Annotated in this window: 14 protein-coding genes; 10 read left to right on the forward strand and 4 right to left on the reverse strand. The window is 74.0% G+C overall.

Annotated elements, in window-relative coordinates:
- Window positions 1-12 precede the first annotated feature (12 nt).
- The 3 genes from ACFRMQ_RS03990 to ACFRMQ_RS04000 all read left to right on the forward strand — a co-directional run bounded on the left by ACFRMQ_RS03990 (window position 13) and on the right by ACFRMQ_RS04000 (window position 3,323).
- Complete coding sequence (locus ACFRMQ_RS03990) at window positions 13-900, forward strand: hypothetical protein (protein WP_380726627.1); 888 nt, start codon at window positions 13-15, stop codon at window positions 898-900.
- A gap of 306 nt (window positions 901-1,206) precedes the next feature.
- Window positions 1,207-1,866 (forward strand): NUDIX domain-containing protein, encoded by a 660-nt coding sequence (locus tag ACFRMQ_RS03995; protein ID WP_380726629.1) that lies wholly within the window; start codon window positions 1,207-1,209, stop codon window positions 1,864-1,866.
- A gap of 659 nt (window positions 1,867-2,525) precedes the next feature.
- On the forward strand, window positions 2,526-3,323 hold the full coding sequence (locus ACFRMQ_RS04000; protein WP_380726631.1) for an SGNH/GDSL hydrolase family protein: 798 nt from the start codon (window positions 2,526-2,528) through the stop codon (window positions 3,321-3,323).
- An 88-nt stretch (window positions 3,324-3,411) separates the two neighbouring features.
- On the opposite strand, the gene ACFRMQ_RS04005 is transcribed toward ACFRMQ_RS04000, so the two are convergent.
- From ACFRMQ_RS04005 to ACFRMQ_RS04015, 3 genes are all read right to left on the reverse strand, one after another.
- On the reverse strand, window positions 3,412-4,374 hold the full coding sequence (locus ACFRMQ_RS04005) for a nitroreductase/quinone reductase family protein (RefSeq protein ID WP_380726633.1): 963 nt from the start codon (window positions 4,372-4,374) through the stop codon (window positions 3,412-3,414).
- A gap of 552 nt (window positions 4,375-4,926) precedes the next feature.
- The gene (locus tag ACFRMQ_RS04010; protein ID WP_380726677.1) at window positions 4,927-6,036 is read right to left on the reverse strand and encodes a polysaccharide deacetylase family protein; all 1,110 of its coding nucleotides are present in this window, start codon (window positions 6,034-6,036) and stop codon (window positions 4,927-4,929) included.
- A 177-nt stretch (window positions 6,037-6,213) separates the two neighbouring features.
- Window positions 6,214-8,040: an AMP-dependent synthetase/ligase gene (locus ACFRMQ_RS04015; protein ID WP_380726635.1), complete on the reverse strand. Its 1,827-nt coding sequence runs from the start codon at window positions 8,038-8,040 to the stop codon at window positions 6,214-6,216.
- Window positions 8,041-8,614: 574 nt separating this feature from the next.
- Here ACFRMQ_RS04015 and ACFRMQ_RS04020 point away from each other — a divergent pair.
- The 6 genes from ACFRMQ_RS04020 to ACFRMQ_RS04045 all read left to right on the forward strand — a co-directional run bounded on the left by ACFRMQ_RS04020 (window position 8,615) and on the right by ACFRMQ_RS04045 (window position 15,321).
- Window positions 8,615-11,614, forward strand: coding sequence for a nitrate- and nitrite sensing domain-containing protein (locus ACFRMQ_RS04020; protein WP_380726637.1), 3,000 nt, complete (start codon window positions 8,615-8,617; stop codon window positions 11,612-11,614).
- Window positions 11,611-12,030: a roadblock/LC7 domain-containing protein gene (locus tag ACFRMQ_RS04025; RefSeq protein WP_049652175.1), complete on the forward strand. Its 420-nt coding sequence runs from the start codon at window positions 11,611-11,613 to the stop codon at window positions 12,028-12,030. The genes ACFRMQ_RS04020 and ACFRMQ_RS04025 overlap by 4 nt, the downstream gene beginning before the upstream one ends.
- A gap of 260 nt (window positions 12,031-12,290) precedes the next feature.
- Entirely contained in the window at window positions 12,291-12,620 is a 330-nt protein-coding gene (locus ACFRMQ_RS04030; RefSeq protein ID WP_380726679.1) for a DUF742 domain-containing protein, read from the forward strand.
- A 136-nt stretch (window positions 12,621-12,756) separates the two neighbouring features.
- Window positions 12,757-13,305, forward strand: coding sequence for an ATP/GTP-binding protein (locus tag ACFRMQ_RS04035; protein ID WP_380726681.1), 549 nt, complete (start codon window positions 12,757-12,759; stop codon window positions 13,303-13,305).
- Window positions 13,306-13,726: 421 nt separating this feature from the next.
- Window positions 13,727-13,930, forward strand: a complete 204-nt coding sequence (locus tag ACFRMQ_RS04040) for a hypothetical protein (RefSeq protein ID WP_380726639.1) — start codon at window positions 13,727-13,729, stop codon at window positions 13,928-13,930.
- 488 nt (window positions 13,931-14,418) lie between these two features.
- On the forward strand, window positions 14,419-15,321 hold the full coding sequence (locus tag ACFRMQ_RS04045) for a winged helix-turn-helix domain-containing protein (protein ID WP_380726641.1): 903 nt from the start codon (window positions 14,419-14,421) through the stop codon (window positions 15,319-15,321).
- 194 nt (window positions 15,322-15,515) lie between these two features.
- On the opposite strand, the gene ACFRMQ_RS04050 is transcribed toward ACFRMQ_RS04045, so the two are convergent.
- Complete coding sequence (locus ACFRMQ_RS04050; RefSeq protein ID WP_380726643.1) at window positions 15,516-16,295, reverse strand: IclR family transcriptional regulator; 780 nt, start codon at window positions 16,293-16,295, stop codon at window positions 15,516-15,518.
- Window positions 16,296-16,772: 477 nt separating this feature from the next.
- Here ACFRMQ_RS04050 and ACFRMQ_RS04055 point away from each other — a divergent pair, with 477 nt between their 5' ends.
- Window positions 16,773-17,882 carry an ABC transporter substrate-binding protein gene (locus tag ACFRMQ_RS04055; RefSeq protein ID WP_380726645.1) on the forward strand — a complete coding sequence of 370 codons (1,110 nt, stop codon included), beginning with the start codon at window positions 16,773-16,775 and terminating at the stop codon, window positions 17,880-17,882.
- Window positions 17,883-17,946 lie beyond the last annotated feature (64 nt).

The following is a 17,946-nucleotide window of genomic DNA, read 5'->3' on the forward strand; positions in this document are numbered from 1 at the left end:
CAGCCGGTGGCGGTGGCGCTGGCGGTCGATCCCGTGGACTTCGCCGGGCTGGCGAGGTACGGGATCTTCGGCGGGCTCGGTCACCAGGCCTACCTGCGGCGGGCGGAGGAGCAGCTGACCGCCCTGCACCGGCAGGGTCTGGAGATTCACCTGCGGGTCCTGGAGGCGGGCGACTTCGAGGACTACTGCGAGGCGCTCGGTCTCGATCCCCGGATGTCCGCCGCCCGGGTCGCCTACGCGGGAGATCCGGAGCTTGCCGGTGAGCCGTTCGTCTACGCGGGGGAGCGGCTGGCCGAGCTGGCTCCGGTGCTGCTGGACGACCACCGGGCACGGTTGCGGATGTCCGTGGCCTGTGTGGCCCTGCTGGACGCGGTCGGCGCGGACCCGGACGGGCAGTTCCGGATGGCGGCCGTGATGCGGTACGTGACGTCGGTCTACCTGGCGCTGGCCGAGGGGGCGGGGGCCGGGCGTCACCTGCTGACGCTGCGCTGTCACGGCCCCGAGGACGGGGAGGAGCTCACCTCGGCGGTGGACGTCTGCGTGGAGGACGGGCGGCTGAGGCCTGCGGGGCGGGACACCGAGGCGTTCTGCGTGACGCTCGCGGCGGGGGTGGCCTCGGGCGGGGAAGGGGCCCTGCTGCTGCACGGTGATCCGGCCGGCGCTCCACCCGGTGCCCCACCCGGCTCGCCGACCGCCGATGCCGGGCCGCCGCGGCCGCCGGTGCGCGGCTGGGCGCTGACGGACGGGCGGCTGCGGCCGATGACCGCGCACGAGGTGTTCGACGAGCTGGCCGACGACGCCGCTCGGGGGCTCCCTTTCCCGTCCGGGGTGGAGCCTCGGCCGGGGTTCCCATTGCCCGGCTTCCCCGGGCCCGGGGGAGGGGGTGGGCCCCTGGGGTGATCGGGGCGTTCACCGCCCCTGCGGCACCGCGTTCACCGGCACCGCATCCACCATGCGGCGCTGGGGACTGTTCATCGACCGCCTGTTCGGGGAAGATTCGGAGAAGATCAACAGCAGGAGCGTGCGGTGCCCCACGCCGCCGCTCCGGCCGCTCCGCTCCGTGCCGTGCCCCGCAGGTCCTCCCCGCGCACCGCCGGTCTGGCGAAGCCCGACAGCGAGAGGGGGACGGATGAGCGAGCGGAGCGAGCTCGGTGCCAGGGGGTGCGCGCGGGCGAGTGCCCCCGCCGAGCGTCGCGGGGCGAGAGCATGAGCCCGATCGAGTACAGCGCGGAGGTCGCGGAGCTGCTCGGGAAGGTGCGGCGGCGCCCCACGGCGGGCTGGCCGTGGCGGCCGGGCGAACAGGTGCCGGAGGGGCTGCCGGTCAAGCAGTCCTGGGGGTGGCTGTTCTCGCCGGACGGGCGGGTGCTGACACTGGTGAACCCCCGGGACGGCATCTGCTCGTTGCCCGGCGGCTCCCTGGAGCCGGAGGACGGCGGTGATCCGGCGGCGGCCCTGGCCAGGGAGGCGGCCGAGGAGGCGCAGGCCGTGATCGGCCGGCCGTACTACCTCGGCTACCTCTACGACCGGGTCGGCTCGGCGAACGGCGGGCACGAGTGCGCGCGGGTCCGGATGGCGGCGGCGCTACGGGCCGTCGGTCCGAGCGTGGCCGACCCGGCCTCGGGCCGGCACTACCGGCGGCTGCTGGTCGCGCCCGGCCTCGCCGTCGAGCTGCTCGGCTGGGGTGCGCCCGGGCTGCGCCAGGCCCGGGCGGCGGTCGCGACCGCCGCCCGCTGGCTCGGTGTGCCCGCGGCCGCGAACGAGGCGATCGAGGAACTGCCGGTCGAGGGCTGCGCGGTCTTCCCCGGCACCGTGTACTCGGGCGGCACGCACACCGGTGGCGGCCGCTCCGGCGCGCGCGGGGGCTGAACGCGCGAGTCGTCGCGCCCGCGCCCGGCGTTCCGGCCGGGTGCCCAGGCTCGCCGTCCGTGCCCGCCGTCCGCGCCCGCCGTCCGTGCGTGCCGTTTGTGCGTGCCGTCCGTGCGTGCCGTCCGTGCGTGCTGTCCGGGCGCGCTGCTCTGACGGGTCGTGGCGGTGCGCCCTCGTGGCGGTGCGCCGCCATGGCGACACGCGGCCCTTCCGCGTGCCCCCTTCGTGTGTTCCCTCCGCGCGCCTCCTTCGCACGGCCGCGCCACGTGGTTCCGGTCGGCCGCGGCGGTGAATTCCGACCATGCCACCGGTGCCCCTTTCCACCCCACCTCCTGACGTGTCATGAGGAGTTTCATCAGCCCCCCCTGCACCTGCTGACACCTGCTGACGCCCGGTTCGAATCTGACCCGGCGATGGCCAGGCGGCGACCGTCCGCTGACCTTGCACAGAATTTCCGCAAGTTTCCGCTCTGCGTGCGGTGCACTACGCGCGTCATGGTGCACCCCTGCTGACCTGCGCGAAATCACGGAATGTCGGTGGCAGTTCATCTCCGAGCTATCGGACGTCCCGTCAATATCCTTGGCATGACCGCTTCCGGGTTTGGCTACTGGCTGGTATCACTTCTGTGACCCTCGCCACGCCACCCCACTGGAGATGCGATGTTCCGCCCTGCCCGTGCCCTGTCCATTGCCGTCGTCGCCGCAGGCCTCAGCATGACGACGCTCTTCGCCGCCTCCTCCGCGAACGCCGCCGGCGTCAACTACGTGGCCCTCGGTGACTCGTACTCCTCCGGCGTCGGCGCCGGCAGCTACCTGAGCGACAGCGGCGACTGCAAGCGCAGCACCAACGCGTACGCGTACCTCTGGAAGAACGCGCACTCGCCGTCCTCCTTCAAGTTCGTCGCCTGTTCGGGCGCCAAGACCGGCGACATCCTGAACAGCCAGATCTCCGCCCTGGACGCCGGCACCACGCTGGTCAGCATCTCGGTCGGCGGCAACGACGCGGGCTTCGCCGACACCATGCAGACCTGTGTCCTCGGCTCGGACACCGACTGCATCAACGCCGTCAACACGGCCAAGAACTACGCCAACAACACGCTGCCCGGCCAGCTGGACAAGGTGTACTCGGCGATCAAGTCCAAGTCCCCGAACGCCCACGTCGTGGTGATGGGCTACCCGCACATCTACAAGATCGGCGGCAGCTGCATCTTCGGCATCAGCGACACCAAGCGCTCCGCCATCAACGGTGCCGCCGACACGCTGGACGGCGTCCTCGCGAAGCGTGCCGCCAACGCGGGCTTCGCCTTCGGTGACGTCCGCAGCATCTTCGCCGAGCACGAGATCTGCGGCTCGCTGACCACCTGGCTGAACAGCACCACCATCCCGGTCGGCGAGAGCTACCACCCGAAGGCGGCCGGTCAGTCCGGCGGCTACCTCCCGGTCTTCTCCTCGAAGTAAGGGCCGCCGCAACGGGCGCCCCGGCCCGGGATGTGCCCGCGCCGCCGCCCTCTCCCGCACCTCGGGAGAGGGCGGCGGCAACGCCGTTTCAACTCCCGGCAGGAATCCGCCCTGTCGGCGGGACGGGCCCGGTCGGCGGGAAGGGGATGCCGGCGAGCACCGGCAGCAGTTCCGCCTCCTCGAAGTCGAGGTGGGCCTCCAGTTCGGAGGCCATCCGGTCCAGTTCCGCCCGGAGCCGCGCCGGTTCGGCGTCCGCGATCCCGGCCATCAGCGCGACCAGGTCCGCCTTGATCCGCCCGATCGCCCGATGCTGTTCACCGAGCCGGTCCAGGACGTCCGCCAGCTCCGGGTGGCTGCGCGCCAGAGCGGGGAAGATCGCGGCGTCCTCGCCGGTGTGGTGGTGTGTCAGCCCGTCGCAGAACGCCAGGCAGTGTTGCCGTAGTTGGAACCCGAGTGCGACCGGTCGGCCGGGGACGTGGGCGTGCGCCTGCGTTCTCACGTGGCGCAGTTGCGCGCGCAACCACGTGTGCGCCTCCAGCAGCCTGTCGGCGAGGCTGCGCACCACGGGCTCCCGGCCGCCGGAGGACAGCCCGGATGGCTCGGGCCGTCCGGGCCGCGCGGGCCGTTCGGGCCGCGCGGGCCGTTCGGATCGTTCCAGGATGACGACCGGCAACTCCCGGTCGGTTCGCTCCTGGTAGTCGCCGTAGCCCGGAGCCTGCCGGACGACGGCGGCGAACAGCCGTTCCCGGCGGGCGCCTTCGGCGGGTACGGCGATGGTGTCGAAGGACTCGGTGCCGAGCTCGACCCGGGTCACCGGGTGGACGAGGAGGTTGCGGTACCACTGGGGGTGTTCGGGCGCTCCGGCGGCCGAGGCGACGACCAGGAGCAGCCCCTGAGCCCGGACGTATCCGAGCGGCACGGTGTGCGGCCGCCCGGAGCGTGCCCCGGTGGTGGTCAGCAACAGCAGGTCGCCGCCCTCGAACGGGCCGCCGACCCGCCCGCCGTTGGCGCGGAACTCCTCGATGACGTGCAGGTTGAAGGACATGGTCATGTGTGTGCGGTGAAGTCTCCACAGGGGAAGGGGGAACGCGGCCACACGCGGTGTCGGTGCCGTTGTCGGTGTCGTGACCGGTCTCGCATCCGGCGACGCCGGTCACGGGACGCGGGGTCGCAGGAGGCAGGTCATGGAGCGCCGGGCGCGGAACGCCGGTCAGCGGACGGGCGTCGCGGGGGCGCACCTCGCGCACCTCGTGTACCTCGCGTACGTGGGCACCACGGTGGCCGCCGGGCGTCAGATCAGGGCGGCGGAGAGAGTGCTCATCGCGCGTCGTCCCTTCGGCAAGGTGCTCGCTCGGCTGTCGGCCGGCCCACTGCTCTGTGGCCGACGCCGCGCTGCACGGCCCTATTACAGCGAGGCCGCGGCCGCGCTGTCAACGAGCGAGATCGCCGTCCGGTCGCCGCACCGAGCGGCGACTCACCTCGGTGCCGAACGGCGACGCGCCGCCGCTCCCTGCGGAGGCGGCGGCGCGTCGGGCGGTCGGTCCCGGGGCGGGTCCCTCCCGGGGCCGGTCGGCACGGACAGCCGGCCGACGCGGACAGTCACTCAGCGCAGGTAGTCGGCCAGACCGGCCGGCTTGAGCCCGGCGGCGTCGGCGGCGGCCAGGGCGCGCTGGAGGTCGGTGGCGAGGGTGTCGGTCCAGTGCATCAGCACGACGTCGCCCGGCTGCAGCAGGCCCGGGTGCCAGATGTTGGAGGCGCCCCAGCTGAAGTCCGCGTCGGCGGTGAGCACGGTGCGGATGCCGCAGTTGGCGGCGGCCTGCAGGGTGTCGGCGTTCCAGGAGAAGAACGGCGGGCGGAAGACCGTCGGCGCGGTGCCGAAGAGGCGGGTCAGCGAGTCACGGGCGTCGCAGATCTCGACCTGCTGCCGGTCCAGCGGGAGCGTGCTGAGGTCGGTGTGGGAGACGCTGTGGTCCTGCACCGAGGAGCCGGCCACGGCGGTGACCCGCTTGAAGAAGGTGGGGTCGGTGGCGGCCGGCATCGGCAGCGGGAAGGCGGTGACCGGCAACCGGTGGTCGGCGATGAACTTCTCCGCCTCCGGGGTGCGCTGCCAGCCGTCGTCCACGGTGAAGAAGACGACCTTGTCAGTGGTGGGGACGGAGCCGGCCTGCACCGCCGGGGCGGGTGCGGGGCCGTCCACCCGGACGTCGTCCACCGAGAACGGGCCCTGCTGGTACCAGCCGTGGACGTACAGCCGGATGCTGCGAGTTCTCGGGCCGGTGGTGAACCGGGTGGTCAGCCGCTGCCAGTCGCCGCCGGTGGACTCCGTCCAGGCAGGCGCGACGTCCTTGCCGGTGCCGGTGGCGCCCAGGTGGACGAAGTTGCCGCGCACCCACGCGGAGGCCGTGTAGGTGGTGCCGGGCTGGACCGCGACGGTCTGCGCGCACTCGCCGGTGGAGTCGTCGGTCGCCGGGGTGACGGTGAGCGCGGAGGTGCCGCTGTGCGCGGCGGTGGTGGTGACGGCCGCTTCGGCCGGGCCGCCGGTGCAGCTCCAGCCGGGGATGCCGCCCCAGTCGGCGAGGTCGGGGGAGGGCAGTTCGAAGCCGGGGTTGGTGGCGAGGTTGACGGTCGGGGGAGCGTCGGCGGAGGCCGCCGGCACGGTGAGACCGGTGAGCAGCGCGACCGAGGCGGCCAGCGCGGACAGGCGCGTGGACATCGACACGTGAGGACTCCAGCAGGTGGGGGCACGCCCGTGGGGAGGGCGTGAGCGGGAATCGCAACGATGGACTAGACCAATGGGGTCGTCAAGGGAACGGCGGATGAACCCGGCTCCATCGCGCCTGGGGCACAAGGGACGAGACGGTGCGTCAGAGATTCGGCGGGAGGTCCATGTTCAGGACAGGTACAGTTCCTCGATGTCCGCCGCGTAGTGCTCCGTGATCGCCGCCCGGCGCAGCTTGAGCGAGGGGGTCAGCATCCCCTGATCCTGGCTGAACTCCCGTGGCAGCAGCCGGAACGCGCGGATCGACTCGGCCCGCGACACCGCCGTGTTGGCGGCCGCCACCGCACGCTGGATCTCCGTGTGCAGCTCCTCGTCCGCGAGCACCGTCCACGGGTCGGCCTGCGCCCGGCCGCGGGTCTTCAGCCAGTGCGACAGTGCCGCCGGGTCGAGCGTGACCAGTGCGGCCACGTACGGCCGGTCGTCGCCCACCACCAGGCACTGGGAGACCAGCGGGTGCGCCTCGACCCGTTCCTCCAGGGCCGCCGGGGCGAGGTTCTTGCCGCTGCTGGTGACGATCAGGTCCTTCTTGCGGCCGGTGATGCTGAGGTAGCCGTCCTCGTCCAGCCGGCCCAGGTCGCCGGTCGCGAACCAGCCGTCGACCAGCGACTCGGCGGTGCAGCGCGGATGGTTGAGGTAGCCGCCGAAGACCGAGCCGCCGCGCACCCACACCTCGCCGTCGTCGGCGATCGCGACCGAGGCGCCCGGCACCGGTCGGCCGACCGTGCCGAGCTTCTGCCGCCCGGCCGGGTTGGCGGTGATCGCGGCGGTGGTCTCGGTCAACCCGTAACCCTCGTACAGCTGGAGGCCGGCGCCGGTGAAGAACAGGCCCAGCTCGCGCCGCAGCGTGGAGCCGCCGCACATCACGCTGCGCACCCGGCCGCCGAACACCGCCCGCAGCTTCGGGTAGACGGTCCGCTCGTAGGCGAGGTGGCGCAGCCGCAGGGTCGCACTCGGGCCGGGGCCGCGGCCGAAGGCCCTCTGCTCCCGGGCGGCGGCCCAGTCCACGGCCACCTGCCGGGCCTGCTCGAAGAGTTCGCCGCGCCCGGCGTCCTCGGCGGCCTGCCGGGCCTGCTGGAAGATCTTCTCGAAGACGTACGGCACGGCGTGCAGGACCGTCGGGCGGAAGGTCTCCAGGGCGGGCAGCAGCGCACCGGTGGAGACCTCGGGGATGTGTCCGATCCGGAGGCCGCCGCGGATCGCCGCGACCTGCACCGCCCGTCCGTAGACGTGCGCGAGCGGCAGGAACAGCAGGGTGGCGGGCCGGCCGCCGCCGGTGTCGCGCAGGACCTCGCCCCAGCCGGCGAGCAGGGCGTCGGCCTCGGCGGCCAGGTTGGCGTGGGTGATCAGGCAGCCCTTGGGGCGGCCGGTGGTGCCCGAGGTGTAGACGACCGTGGCGATGTTCCCGGCGGCGACGCCCAGGCGCCCGCGGTGCACCAGGGAGTCCGGCACGCCGCGGCCGTCCTCGGTGATCGTGGTGACGCAGTCCCGGTCCAGCTGCCAGATGCCGGTGAGGTCGGGCAGCGCGTCGCAGACCGCGCCGACCGTCATCGCGGCGTCCTCGTCCTCGACCAGGCAGGCCACCGCCTGGGTCTCGGCGAGGATCCAGCGCACCTGTTCGGGAGCGGCCGTGGGGTAGACCGGGACGGTGATCGCGCCGATCGACCAGAGTGCGTAGTCGAACAGCGTCCACTCGTAGCGGGTGCGGGACATCAGGGCGACCCGGTCCCCGTAGCGCACGCCGTGGGTGAGCAGGCCCTTGGCGAGGGCGAGCACCTGGTCCCGGAACTGCCGGGCGGTGACGTCCCGCCACTGCCCGTCCTCGGTCCGCCAGGACAGCTGGACCAGGTCGGGGGCGCGCTCGGCGGTGTCGTACAGGGAGTCGGCGAGTCCTCCGGCGGCCTCGGGCGCGGCCGGGGCGGGGGTGGTGAACTCGCGCACGGTCCTCCCCGGTTCGGTGACGGTGGTTCGAAGTGGGCCGAAACTATCGGATCACTCCGTCACTGCCCAGGGTTGTGTCGGTGACACGACGAGATCGGCACGGGTCGCCACCGGTGGTGTCGTGGCCGGGGAGGTGCGGGCGGTCACGGGGAGGCGGCGGGGACGAACCGCGGAGGAACCGGGGAGGGCGCGGGGTGTCCGGGCCAGGCGGACATGCCGTTCATCCGGGCGATGCCGGGCGCATGGCGGGCGCATGGCGGAGGCGGGGCGACCGGTTTCCGGCGCGTGCGGGGCGAGACCGGCAAGTGGACTGGTTCGCCCCTCGAACGAGTGGTCAGGGCGTAGTAGAGTCTCGCAGACCTACGGCCGGGAGCCCTCCCCAGACCTTTTCCCAGACCATTCCCAGGACCCTTCGATCCGCCCCCGAGCCGCTCCGCCCCACCCCCGACCCGCCAGCCCCGAACCGGCCCGCCACGGCACCGCCCCGACCCGCTCCGACCTCGCCCCGACCCCGTCCGCCCACCGGCCCCGCCGCTCCCCGTCCGCGCCCGGCACCTTCCCGCACGAGGACTCCATGCGTCTGCGCAGCAGCTCGATCCGCGCGAAGATCATCGCGCTGCTCCTGGTGCCCATCGTCGCGCTCACCGCCCTGTGGGCGTACGCGACGATCGCCACCACCGGAGACGTCTGGAACCAGCTCGGGATCACCCGTACGTACAAGGAGTTCGCGGGCCCGGTCGACCAGTACACCGGCGACCTCCAGAACGAGCGTCGTGCCGCCGTCCGGCGGCTGGCCGACCCGCGTACGCCGGCTGCCAGGGAGGACTACGAGCGGGCCAAGGCCGCCACCGACCGCAGCCTGGAGGTGCTGCGGCAGAAGAAGGACGGCTCCGGAGGCAAGCTCTCGGCCCCCCAGCGCGGCCGCTTCGTGCAGATCATCGCCGCCGCCGACCAGCTCGGACCGCTGCGCGCCCAGGTCGGCCGCTCGGCGCTGAACTGGGAGTTCGCGCTCGGCCAGTACAGCGACCTGGTCAAGCCGGTGTTCGGCTTCCGTTCCGCCTACGTCGCCCGGCAGAGCGGCCAACTACCGCGCCAGGGGACCATCCTGATCGAGCTGGTGCGCGCCCGCGAGTACCTGGCGCAGGAGGACGCGGCGATGGAGGGCCTGCGCACCGGCGTGGCCAAGCCCACCGCCGAGCAGTACCAGGCCGCGCTGGACGCCCTGCACAACCAGCAGGCCCTGTTCACCGTCTACGTCGCGGAGCTCGAACCCGCCGACCAGTCCGACTACCTCGCGCTGCGCGGCGGCGAGGCCTGGGGCGCGCTCGCCCGGGCCGAGGCGGACTTCGTCGGTGCCGGCGGCCCCGACCGGGTGGTCCAGGCGCTCACCAGCGACTCCTGGCGGGAGACCGCCGACCGGGCACTGGGGGACCTGGCCTCGATCAACGCCCGGATCTCCGCCGGGCTGGACGAGCGCGCGCGCTCCACCGCGATGGGGATGCTCTGGCGCGGCGGCATCGCCGGTGCGGTCGGCCTGGTCGCGGTCGTGCTGTCGATCATGATCTCGTTCCGGATCGGCCGGGGCCTGGCCCGCGAACTGATCGGCCTGCGCAACGCGGCCGACGAACTGGCCGGCACCCGGCTGCCGTCCGTCATGCTGCGGCTGCGCCGCGGCGAGCCGGTGGACGTGGCCGCCGAGGCGCCCGAACTGCACTTCGGCGACGCCGAGATCGGCCAGGTCGGCCAGGCCTTCAACGCGGTGCAGCGGGCCGCCGTCGAGGCCGCCGTCGAACAGGCCGAACTGCGGCGCGGGGTCTCGGCGGTGTTCGTCAACCTGGCCCGGCGCAGCCAGGTGCTGCTGCACCGCCAGCTCACCCTGCTCGACACCATGGAGCGCCGCACCGAGGACCCGGCGGAGCTGGAGGACCTCTTCAAGGTCGACCACCTCACCACCCGCATGCGCCGCCATGCCGAGGGTCTGATCATCCTGGCCGGCGGCTCGCCCGGGCGCGCCTGGCGCAAGCCGGTCCGGATGGTGGACGTGGTCCGGGCGGCGGTCGGCGAGGTCGAGGACTACGCCCGGGTGATCGTCCGTCCCTTCCCCGGCACCGGCCTGCTCGGCAGCGCCGTCGCGGACGTCACCCACCTGGTCGCCGAACTCGTCGAGAACGCGGCGGTGTTCTCCCCGCCGACCACCCAGGTCACCGTCCAGGGCGAGGTGGTGGCGCACGGCTTCGCGCTGGAGATCGACGACCGCGGCCTCGGGCTGAGCGAGCAGCTGCTCGCCGAGATCAACGAACGCCTCGCCGTGGAGCAGGAGTTCGACCTCGCCGACACCGACCGGCTGGGCCTGTTCGTGGTCAGCCGGTTGGCCCGGCGGCACGGCATCCGGGTGCACCTGCGGCCGTCCCCGTACGGCGGGACGACGGCGGTGGTGCTGATCCCGCGCGAACTGCTCGCCGAGGCACCCGACGGGCTGCCGGAGCCGGGCGCGGCCGCGCCGCGGCCGGTGGCGTCGGGCGGGCGGCGCGGGCAGCGGGACCTGGTCGCGGTGCCCGGGTCGGGGGGTGCCGGTTCCGGCGGCCGTGCCGGTGCCGGTGCCGCTGCTAGGGCAGGGGCGGGGGCGGGCGACGGAGGCCGGCACCGGGGGACGACGGGCGGGCCGCGGCCCTCCGTGACGGAGCCGGGCCGCACGGCGGGCGGGCTGCCGCGCCGGGCCTCGCGGGCCACGGGCGGGCCGGTCCTGGTCGCCGCGCCGTCGGCGGACACCGAGGACGCGCCGGGGACGGGGCGGCACCGGCGGGATGACGTCGTGGTGGCGGCGGCCGAGGCTGCGGTCGCCGCGGCAGCGGCCGGACCGGCGGCCGACGCTGTCCGGGCGGGCGCTGCCCCGTTCGCGCCGGCCGTCCCGGTCGAGGCGGCGCCCGTGGACGCGGTGCCCCGGACGGCGGGTGGCCTGCCCCGGCGGGTCCGGCAGGCGAACCTGGCGCCCCAGCTCAGGGAGCAGCTCACGGATCAGCTGAAGGAACGGTTGCGTGCCGGGGACGGAGCCGACGGCGGGGCCGGGGGCCGGACGGCCGCGGGCGGCACCGGAACCGGGGAGACCCGGGAGACCCGGGAGGTCCGGGAGGTCCGGGAGCGTTCGCCCGAGGAGGCCAGAGCCACCTTCGCCTCGTTCCAGCGCGGCTTCACCCGGGGGCGCGGCGCTCCGTTGACGGATCGTCCCGGGACGCCGGACGATCGTTCCGGACAGGGGAACGGGCGGCCCGCCGCCGTCCCGGCCTGGCAGCCGCCGGACCGGTCGCGCAAGGCGATCAGCCCGGGGCCGGCCCCGGCGGCGCTGCCCGCGCCCCGGGACACCGGCAGGGCACCGCTCGTCCGTCGGCTGCCGCCGGTACCGCCCGTACCGACGGGGTCGGGCACCGGCCCTCGGGTGTCCGGTGTGCCGGGTGCGCCCGTGCCACCGGGCGTACCGGAACCACCTGTTGTGCCCGAACCGCCCGCACGACCCGCACGACCCGCTCCACCCGCACGACCCGCACCACCCGCTCCAGCGGAAGGAACTGATTCATGACCACGTCGATGCAGTCGTCCGGAGACCTCAACTGGCTCCTGGACGACCTGGTGGGGCGCGTCGCGGCCCTGCGGCACGCGGTGATCCTCTCCAACGACGGCCTGGCCACCGGTGCCTCCCGCGACCTCGACCGCGAGGACGCCGAACACCTGGCAGCCGTCGCCGCCGGCTTCCACAGCCTGGCGAAGGGCGCCGGAGGGCACTTCAAGGTCGGCGGCGTCCGGCAGACCATGGTGGAGCTGGACGAGGCCTTCCTGTTCATCACGGCCGCGGGCGACGGCAGCTGCCTGGCCGTGCTCAGCGAGGCCGAGGCGGACATCGGCCAGATCGCCTACGAGATGGCGCTGCTGGTCAAGCGGGTCGGCGAGCACATGGCCGCCGAACCGCGCACCGAAACCGCCCCGCCGGTGAGGTGAGCTGTCCGATGGCGGATCCGAACGCGGACGTGCCGGACGGCCCGAAGGCGTCGGACGGCCCCCAGGTGCCGGTGGGCACGGTGGGGCCGTCCGGGGCCGGTGGGCCGTCCGGCGCCGACGCTCCACCGGGCCCGGCGGCGTCGGCCGAGGACGGACAGACGACCCCGGACACGCCCGACATCGACCTGTTCCGGCCGCGCACCCCGGTCGACGACCGCTGGTTCGACGACGAGGCCGGGCCGGTGGTGCGGCTCTACTCGATGACCCGCGGCCGCACCCGGCCGGTCGAGGAAGGGCTGTTCGACCTGATCTCGCTGATCACCGCCGTCGACCCCGGGCCGGTCGCGGGGGCCGTGCCCGCGCACGTCCTCGACCCGGAGCACCAGACGCTGCTCGCCCTGTGCCGCCGCGAGCCGCTCTCCGTCGCCGAGCTCGGCTCCTACACCGACCTGCCGGTCAGCGTGGTGCGGGTGCTGCTCGGTGACCTCTACGACGCCGACCTGATCAGCGTCACCCGACCCGTTCCGCTCGCCGAGCTGCCGGACGAGCGCCTGCTGCGAGACGTGATCAATGGACTCCGTGCGCTCTGACCCTCACCCCCGCCCCCGCCTCGAGGCTCAAGCGGCCCAGGGCGGGGCCCATGACAGGGCCCGTGACGGGGCCCGTGACGCGGTCCATGACGCGAACGCCAACGACCCGCGCTGGCGCGGCGGTCCGGCCGTCGCGGTGAAGATCCTGGTCGCGGGCGGCTTCGGCGCGGGCAAGACCACCCTGGTGGGCTCGGTCAGCGAGATCCGGCCGCTGCGCACCGAGGAGGAACTCAGCGAGCTGGGCCGCCCGGTGGACGACACCTCGGGGGTGGAGGCCAAGCGCACCACCACCGTCGCGATGGACTTCGGCCGGATCGACCTGCGCCCGGGCCTTGCCCTCTATTTGTTCGGGACCCCGGGGCAGGACCGGTTCTGGTTCGTCTGGGACGAGTTGGCGCGGGGCGCGCTCGGCGCCCTGGTGCTCGCGGACACCCGGCGGCTGGCGGACTGCTTCCCGTCGGTCGACTTCTTCGAGCAGCGCGGCATCCCGTTCGTGGTCGCGGTGAACTGCTTCGACGGCACCGAGCGGTTCGCGCCGGACGAGGTCCGCGAGGCGCTCGACCTCGGCCCGGAGATCCCGGTGCTGCTGTGTGACGCGCGGTCGCGCCAGGACGGCAAGGACCTGCTGGTGGCGTTGGTCGAGCACGCCGCCGCCCGTCGGCACCGCGCGCCGGTCGGCGCCTGACGGTGGCCCGGCCGCCCCGGCGGGTCGCCTCCGTGAGGCTGCCCCGTCGGGGACGCCACGCGTCTCGGCGGCCGCCCCACCCCGGCCCCACCCCGGCCTGACCCCGGACCCGGCCTCGACTCGGCCTCGACCCGTCCGGGCGGCTCGGCCGGTGCGCCGAGCTGCCTATTCCTCCACGCGTCTCATCCAGAGGTCCACATCCCGGACAGTCGCTGCGCGGAAGGTTGCCTAGACCGGCCTCGGCGTGGAAGGCTCTGTGGACGAGGGCCGCCCGGCCATGCCGTCGGGAGCGCCGGAAATGCCCCGTTCACACGGGCGTTGCCGAACGGCGGACGGCCTTCGAAGAACCGGCGAGGCATCATCGGCGGGTACCGGCAGCGGTACGCCGCCGCATCAGGGAACGAAGGGGGAGGGCAGCGGAATGACCGTCGGACGACGACGCATCCTCACTGCCGTTCCCGGCTTCCCGACGGCCGGCGCCCGGACGGCCGACGCTTCGGCGGCCGGCGACTCCATGTTCGGTGGCACCGCGTCCGGTGCCGCCATACCCGGTGCCGCCGCTCCGGCGCTCACCGTCCGCCGCTACATCGACCACGCGCTGATCTGTAGCGCGTGTTGTCGCTGACCGGCCTGTCCTTCCCGGTACGTCCCCCGGCGCTCCCGGCCCATCCGGCCCGGCGTCCGACGCACCGCCGAATTCCGTCGACCAGGCCGTAGCGGACCGCCCGTCCGGCGTGCCCGCGGCCGACCAACCGGACCCGCCCAGCGGAGAGACCAACCAGTGAACATCGTCTGCCCCAGCACCGCCCCCGGCATCGTCGGCCGTACTCGAACGACCGGGACGGCCCCCGCGATGCGCGCGGACGGACGGACCGGACGGTGGAACCGGTGCGGGAGCCGCGCCGTGGACAGCCGACGGGGTCGCCCCGACCTCGAACCGTTCTGGACGTCCCGGCAGCCGCACCTGTTCGATCAGACGTGTCCCGGCTCGCCCAGCGCGTCCCGGCTCTCCGCCCGCTGACCCGGTTCGATCCGGTCCAGCCCCGGCAGTACGCCCGGTCGACGCGCAGACGACTCCACCCCGTCCGTCACGCGCGAAATGAGCGGCACACCATGTCTTCTTCTTCCACGGCCACCCTGCCCCTGCCCACCGCGACCCCGCACCTGCGCGCGGTCCGTTCCGTCCCGCCGGTCTCCTCCGTCCCCGTCGCCGTGCCGGTCGGTCCCGGCGCGTCCGGGGCCGCGGGGCCGTCCGTTCCTCCGACCCCGGTGTCCGACCGGTGGCACGGAGCGGCGGCGCGTGCGCCGCACGTCCGTCCGCCCCATGCCGGCCCGCCTCACGTCGGCCCGGCGCACGCCGGTCCGGCCCGTCCGACGCCCGCAGTCCCGCAGCCGGGCGCGGCCGTCCCGCAGGTGCCCCAGGCGTTGCTCGCCGCGCTGCCGGAGGGGGCGGCCGTCGTCGCCGCCCTGCCGCAGGGCGTGCTGCCGCAGGGCCTGCTCGCCCAGTACGGCACGCAGTTCGGCGGCCTGAACGGCAGTCCGATGGTCGGGTACCTGGTGCTGGTGCCGACCGACAGCCCCGTCTCAGGGCCCGCCGGCCTGCCGGGGGTGCCGGTCGCTCCGGCCGGCACCGTCGTCGGGACTCCGCCGGTCTCCGGGGCACAGCCGTCGACGGGCGGGCCCGGCGCCCAGACCGTGGCGGGCATCCGTCCGGCCCGCCCGGCCGGACGCGGCATCTCCGTCGACACCGAGCGGCGCAACGCCTATGTCGACGGTCGGCTGCTCGACCTCACCTACCTCGAGTTCGAACTGCTCGCCCACCTGACCGAGCACCCGCAGCGGGTGCACACCCGGGACCACCTGGTCTCGGCGGTCTGGGGCTACGGCCACGTCGGCGACGGGCGGACGGTCGACGTGCACGTCGCCCGGCTGCGCCGCAAGCTCGGAACGGCGTACCGGGACACCATCGTGACGGTCCGCCGAGTGGGCTACAAGTACACTCCGGCGACGGTCTGACGAGCCTGACGCCACCTGTCGGTCGAAGCAGCGGACCGTCCGTCCCGCATCCGGGCGGCGGCTCGCTGCTTCGTCGTGTCGCGCCGGGCGGTCGACGGGGGCGCCGGGGTGGTTGGGGACGCCGGGGGAGCCTGGGGCGGTTGGGGACGCCAGGGGTGTCGGGGATGTCGGGGATGTCGGGGCGCCTCGGGCTCTCAGGGCCGTTGATCCGGTGGCAGGAGGAGGACGGTGAGGGCTTCCGCGCAGGTGCGGGTGTGGCCGAGGAACCAGTCCAGCCGCGCGTCGGTGAGGTCCGCCGGGGTCGAGCGGACCGCCAGGGCGAACCGCGCCTGCCCCGCGCCGTCCAGCACGGGCACGGACACCGTCCGCACCCCGGTGGCCGACTCGCCGTCGTTGAGGGCGAACCCGGCCTCCCGGACCCTCGCCAACTCATCCTCCAGTAAAGCCGGTTCGGTGATGGTCCGGTCGGTGAAGGAGGGGAGCGGGCCGAGCGCCGACAGTGCCCCCTCGCCCGGGCGGGGCCAGGCCAGCAGGACCTTGCCGAGCGCCGTGGAGTGCAGCGGGCGGCGCAGGCCCAATCCGGTGTCCGGGCGGACCGAGCCGCCGACCAGGATCACCGCGTGCGTTCCGCTGCGGATCGCCAGGTCGGCCGTCGCCTTGGTGCGCCGGGACAGCAGCTCCAGCTCGGGTGCGGCGAGGTGCAGGCCGCGCTGGTGGAAGCTGAGTTGGCCGAGTTCGGCGACGGCCGGACCGAGCCGGTAGCGGGCGGTCTGTTCGTCCTGCTCCAGGAACCCGGCGCTGACCAGCGTGCGGGCCAGCCGGTGCGCGGTGGAGACGGACAGTCCCATTCGGCGGGCCAGGTCGGAGGCGCTCAGGTCGGGGCCGTTGTCGTGGAAACAGTGCAGCAGGCCGAGCGCGCGCTGGACGGCCTGCGCACCGGCCGGCGGACTCTGGACGGCGGCGGCCTCGGCCATGGCACCTCGCGTTTCGGTTCGGAACTCCGGCCGGACGGCCGGAGGCGGTCTCAGCGTAGGGCAGTCCGCGCTGCGGGTTTGTGTCGACGACGTTGCAATAGCGTGGCGTTGATGAACAACTGATCCCACCATGTGGCAAACGCTTGCCTCCGGCTCACCTGCCGTGGAACGCTCGTCGCATCGCGTCGGACGGCCACTCGGCCAAGGCGGCGCCTGTCCCGATCCCATGGAAGGAGAAGCGCCGTGACGTCCCACCGGTGTCTCTCCCTCCGTGCGTGTTGTCGCTGACCGAAACCTCTCGCGTCGCCTGCCCTGGTCGCATCCTGATGCGCAACTCCCTCGCGCACCAAGCTTCATGGGTCATCGTTCGGCGATCGGTCGCCGATTTCCCGAGCTTCCCGAACTCTTCGACTCCCAAGCCCGCGAGCCCCCGAGCTCCTCCGGCCGTGGCCGGATTCCCGTGGAGGACCGACTCCGTTGTCCAGTCGCACCCAAGGCGCCGCCGCGCTTCCCGAGACCCTCTGGTTCACCCGCTGCCCGGTGCCCACCGCGACCGGTATCGCCGCTGATCAGGGTTGGCTCGCCCGCGAGTTCGCCCCCGAGGGCATCGCGGTCCGCTCGCTCCAGGAGGTCCCGCCCGAGGTGGCCGCGGACCACCACTACACCCACGCGCTGACCGGACTCTTCCGGGAGGGCGGCAACGTCCCCGCGCTGTGGGCCCGTTCGCGGGGTGAGGCGACCAGGCTGGTCGGTCTCACCTGGATCGAGGAACGCCAGGTGGTCCTGGTCCGGGCCGGCAGCGGCATCACCGAGCCCGCCCAGCTGCGTGGGCTGCGGCTGGCCATCCCACGCCATGGCATCGGCATCGACTTCTGGCGGGCCATGGCCCTGGCCGGGTTCCGCGGCGCCCTCGGGCTCGCGGGCCTCACCCTGGCGGACTCCGAACCGGTGGACGTCCCCGGCATCCCCGGCGGCGGTCAGTGGTCCGCCGAGCTGGCCGCGCTGCGGGACGGCACGGTGGACGCGGTGTACGTGAAGGGGGCGCTCGCCGTCGAGGCGGCCCGCCGCATCGGGGCGGAGGTGGCCGTGGAGCTGGACGCGGCGCCGGACCGTCGGGCCCGGGTGAACAACGGCACCCCCCGGCCGATCACCGTCCACCAGCGGCTGCTGGACGAGCGGCCCGAGCTGGTCGCCCGCTTCCTCGCCGTGCTGCTGGAGGCGGCCGACTGGGCGGCGGAGCACCCGGTGGAGGTGGCCAGGATCCTGCAGGCCGAGACCGGGGCCGGAGCCGAGGGCGTCGCCGGGGCCTATGCGTCGGGCAGCCACCGCACTCTGCACCTCGACCTGTCGGCGGAGCGGCTGGAGCTGCTGGGCGCGCAGGAACGCTTCCTCGGGGAGCAGGGCTTCCTCGCCGCACCGGTGAACGTCCAGGCGTGGGCCGACCCGGAGCCGCTCCGCGCGGCGCGTGAGCTGCTGCGAGCGCGCCGGGCGGCCGGCGGAGGCGCTGCGGGTGCCGGTGCCGGTGCCGGTGGCGGTGGTGACTTCCGTGCCGGCGGCGGTGCCGTTCGGATCACAGACTTCGACTGACAGCGTTCAGATAACAGATTTCGAAAGTTGTCAGCTGTCGGTTGTCAGCTGTCATCTGCCACTC

Origin of the sequence: Kitasatospora sp. NPDC056783 (assembly GCF_042789895.1) — a bacterium.
Classification (GTDB): Bacteria; Actinomycetota; Actinomycetes; order Streptomycetales; family Streptomycetaceae; genus Kitasatospora.

Bases quoted from the DNA above. Each gene is read 5' to 3' on its own strand.
- ACFRMQ_RS03995 (WP_380726629.1), top strand. From the start codon at position 1,207: ATGAGCCCGATCGAGTACAGCGCGGAGGTCGCGGAGCTGCTCGGGAAG.
- ACFRMQ_RS04045 (WP_380726641.1), top strand. From the start codon at position 14,419: ATGTCTTCTTCTTCCACGGCCACCCTGCCCCTGCCCACCGCGACCCCG.
- ACFRMQ_RS04005 (WP_380726633.1), bottom strand. From the start codon at position 4,374: ATGACCATGTCCTTCAACCTGCACGTCATCGAGGAGTTCCGCGCCAAC.
- ACFRMQ_RS04050 (WP_380726643.1), bottom strand. From the start codon at position 16,295: ATGGCCGAGGCCGCCGCCGTCCAGAGTCCGCCGGCCGGTGCGCAGGCC.
- ACFRMQ_RS04025 (WP_049652175.1), top strand. From the start codon at position 11,611: ATGACCACGTCGATGCAGTCGTCCGGAGACCTCAACTGGCTCCTGGAC.
- ACFRMQ_RS04030 (WP_380726679.1), top strand. From the start codon at position 12,291: ATGACCCGCGGCCGCACCCGGCCGGTCGAGGAAGGGCTGTTCGACCTG.
- ACFRMQ_RS04020 (WP_380726637.1), top strand. From the start codon at position 8,615: ATGCGTCTGCGCAGCAGCTCGATCCGCGCGAAGATCATCGCGCTGCTC.
- ACFRMQ_RS04000 (WP_380726631.1), top strand. From the start codon at position 2,526: ATGTTCCGCCCTGCCCGTGCCCTGTCCATTGCCGTCGTCGCCGCAGGC.
- ACFRMQ_RS04010 (WP_380726677.1), bottom strand. From the start codon at position 6,036: ATGTCCACGCGCCTGTCCGCGCTGGCCGCCTCGGTCGCGCTGCTCACC.
- ACFRMQ_RS04040 (WP_380726639.1), top strand. From the start codon at position 13,727: ATGACCGTCGGACGACGACGCATCCTCACTGCCGTTCCCGGCTTCCCG.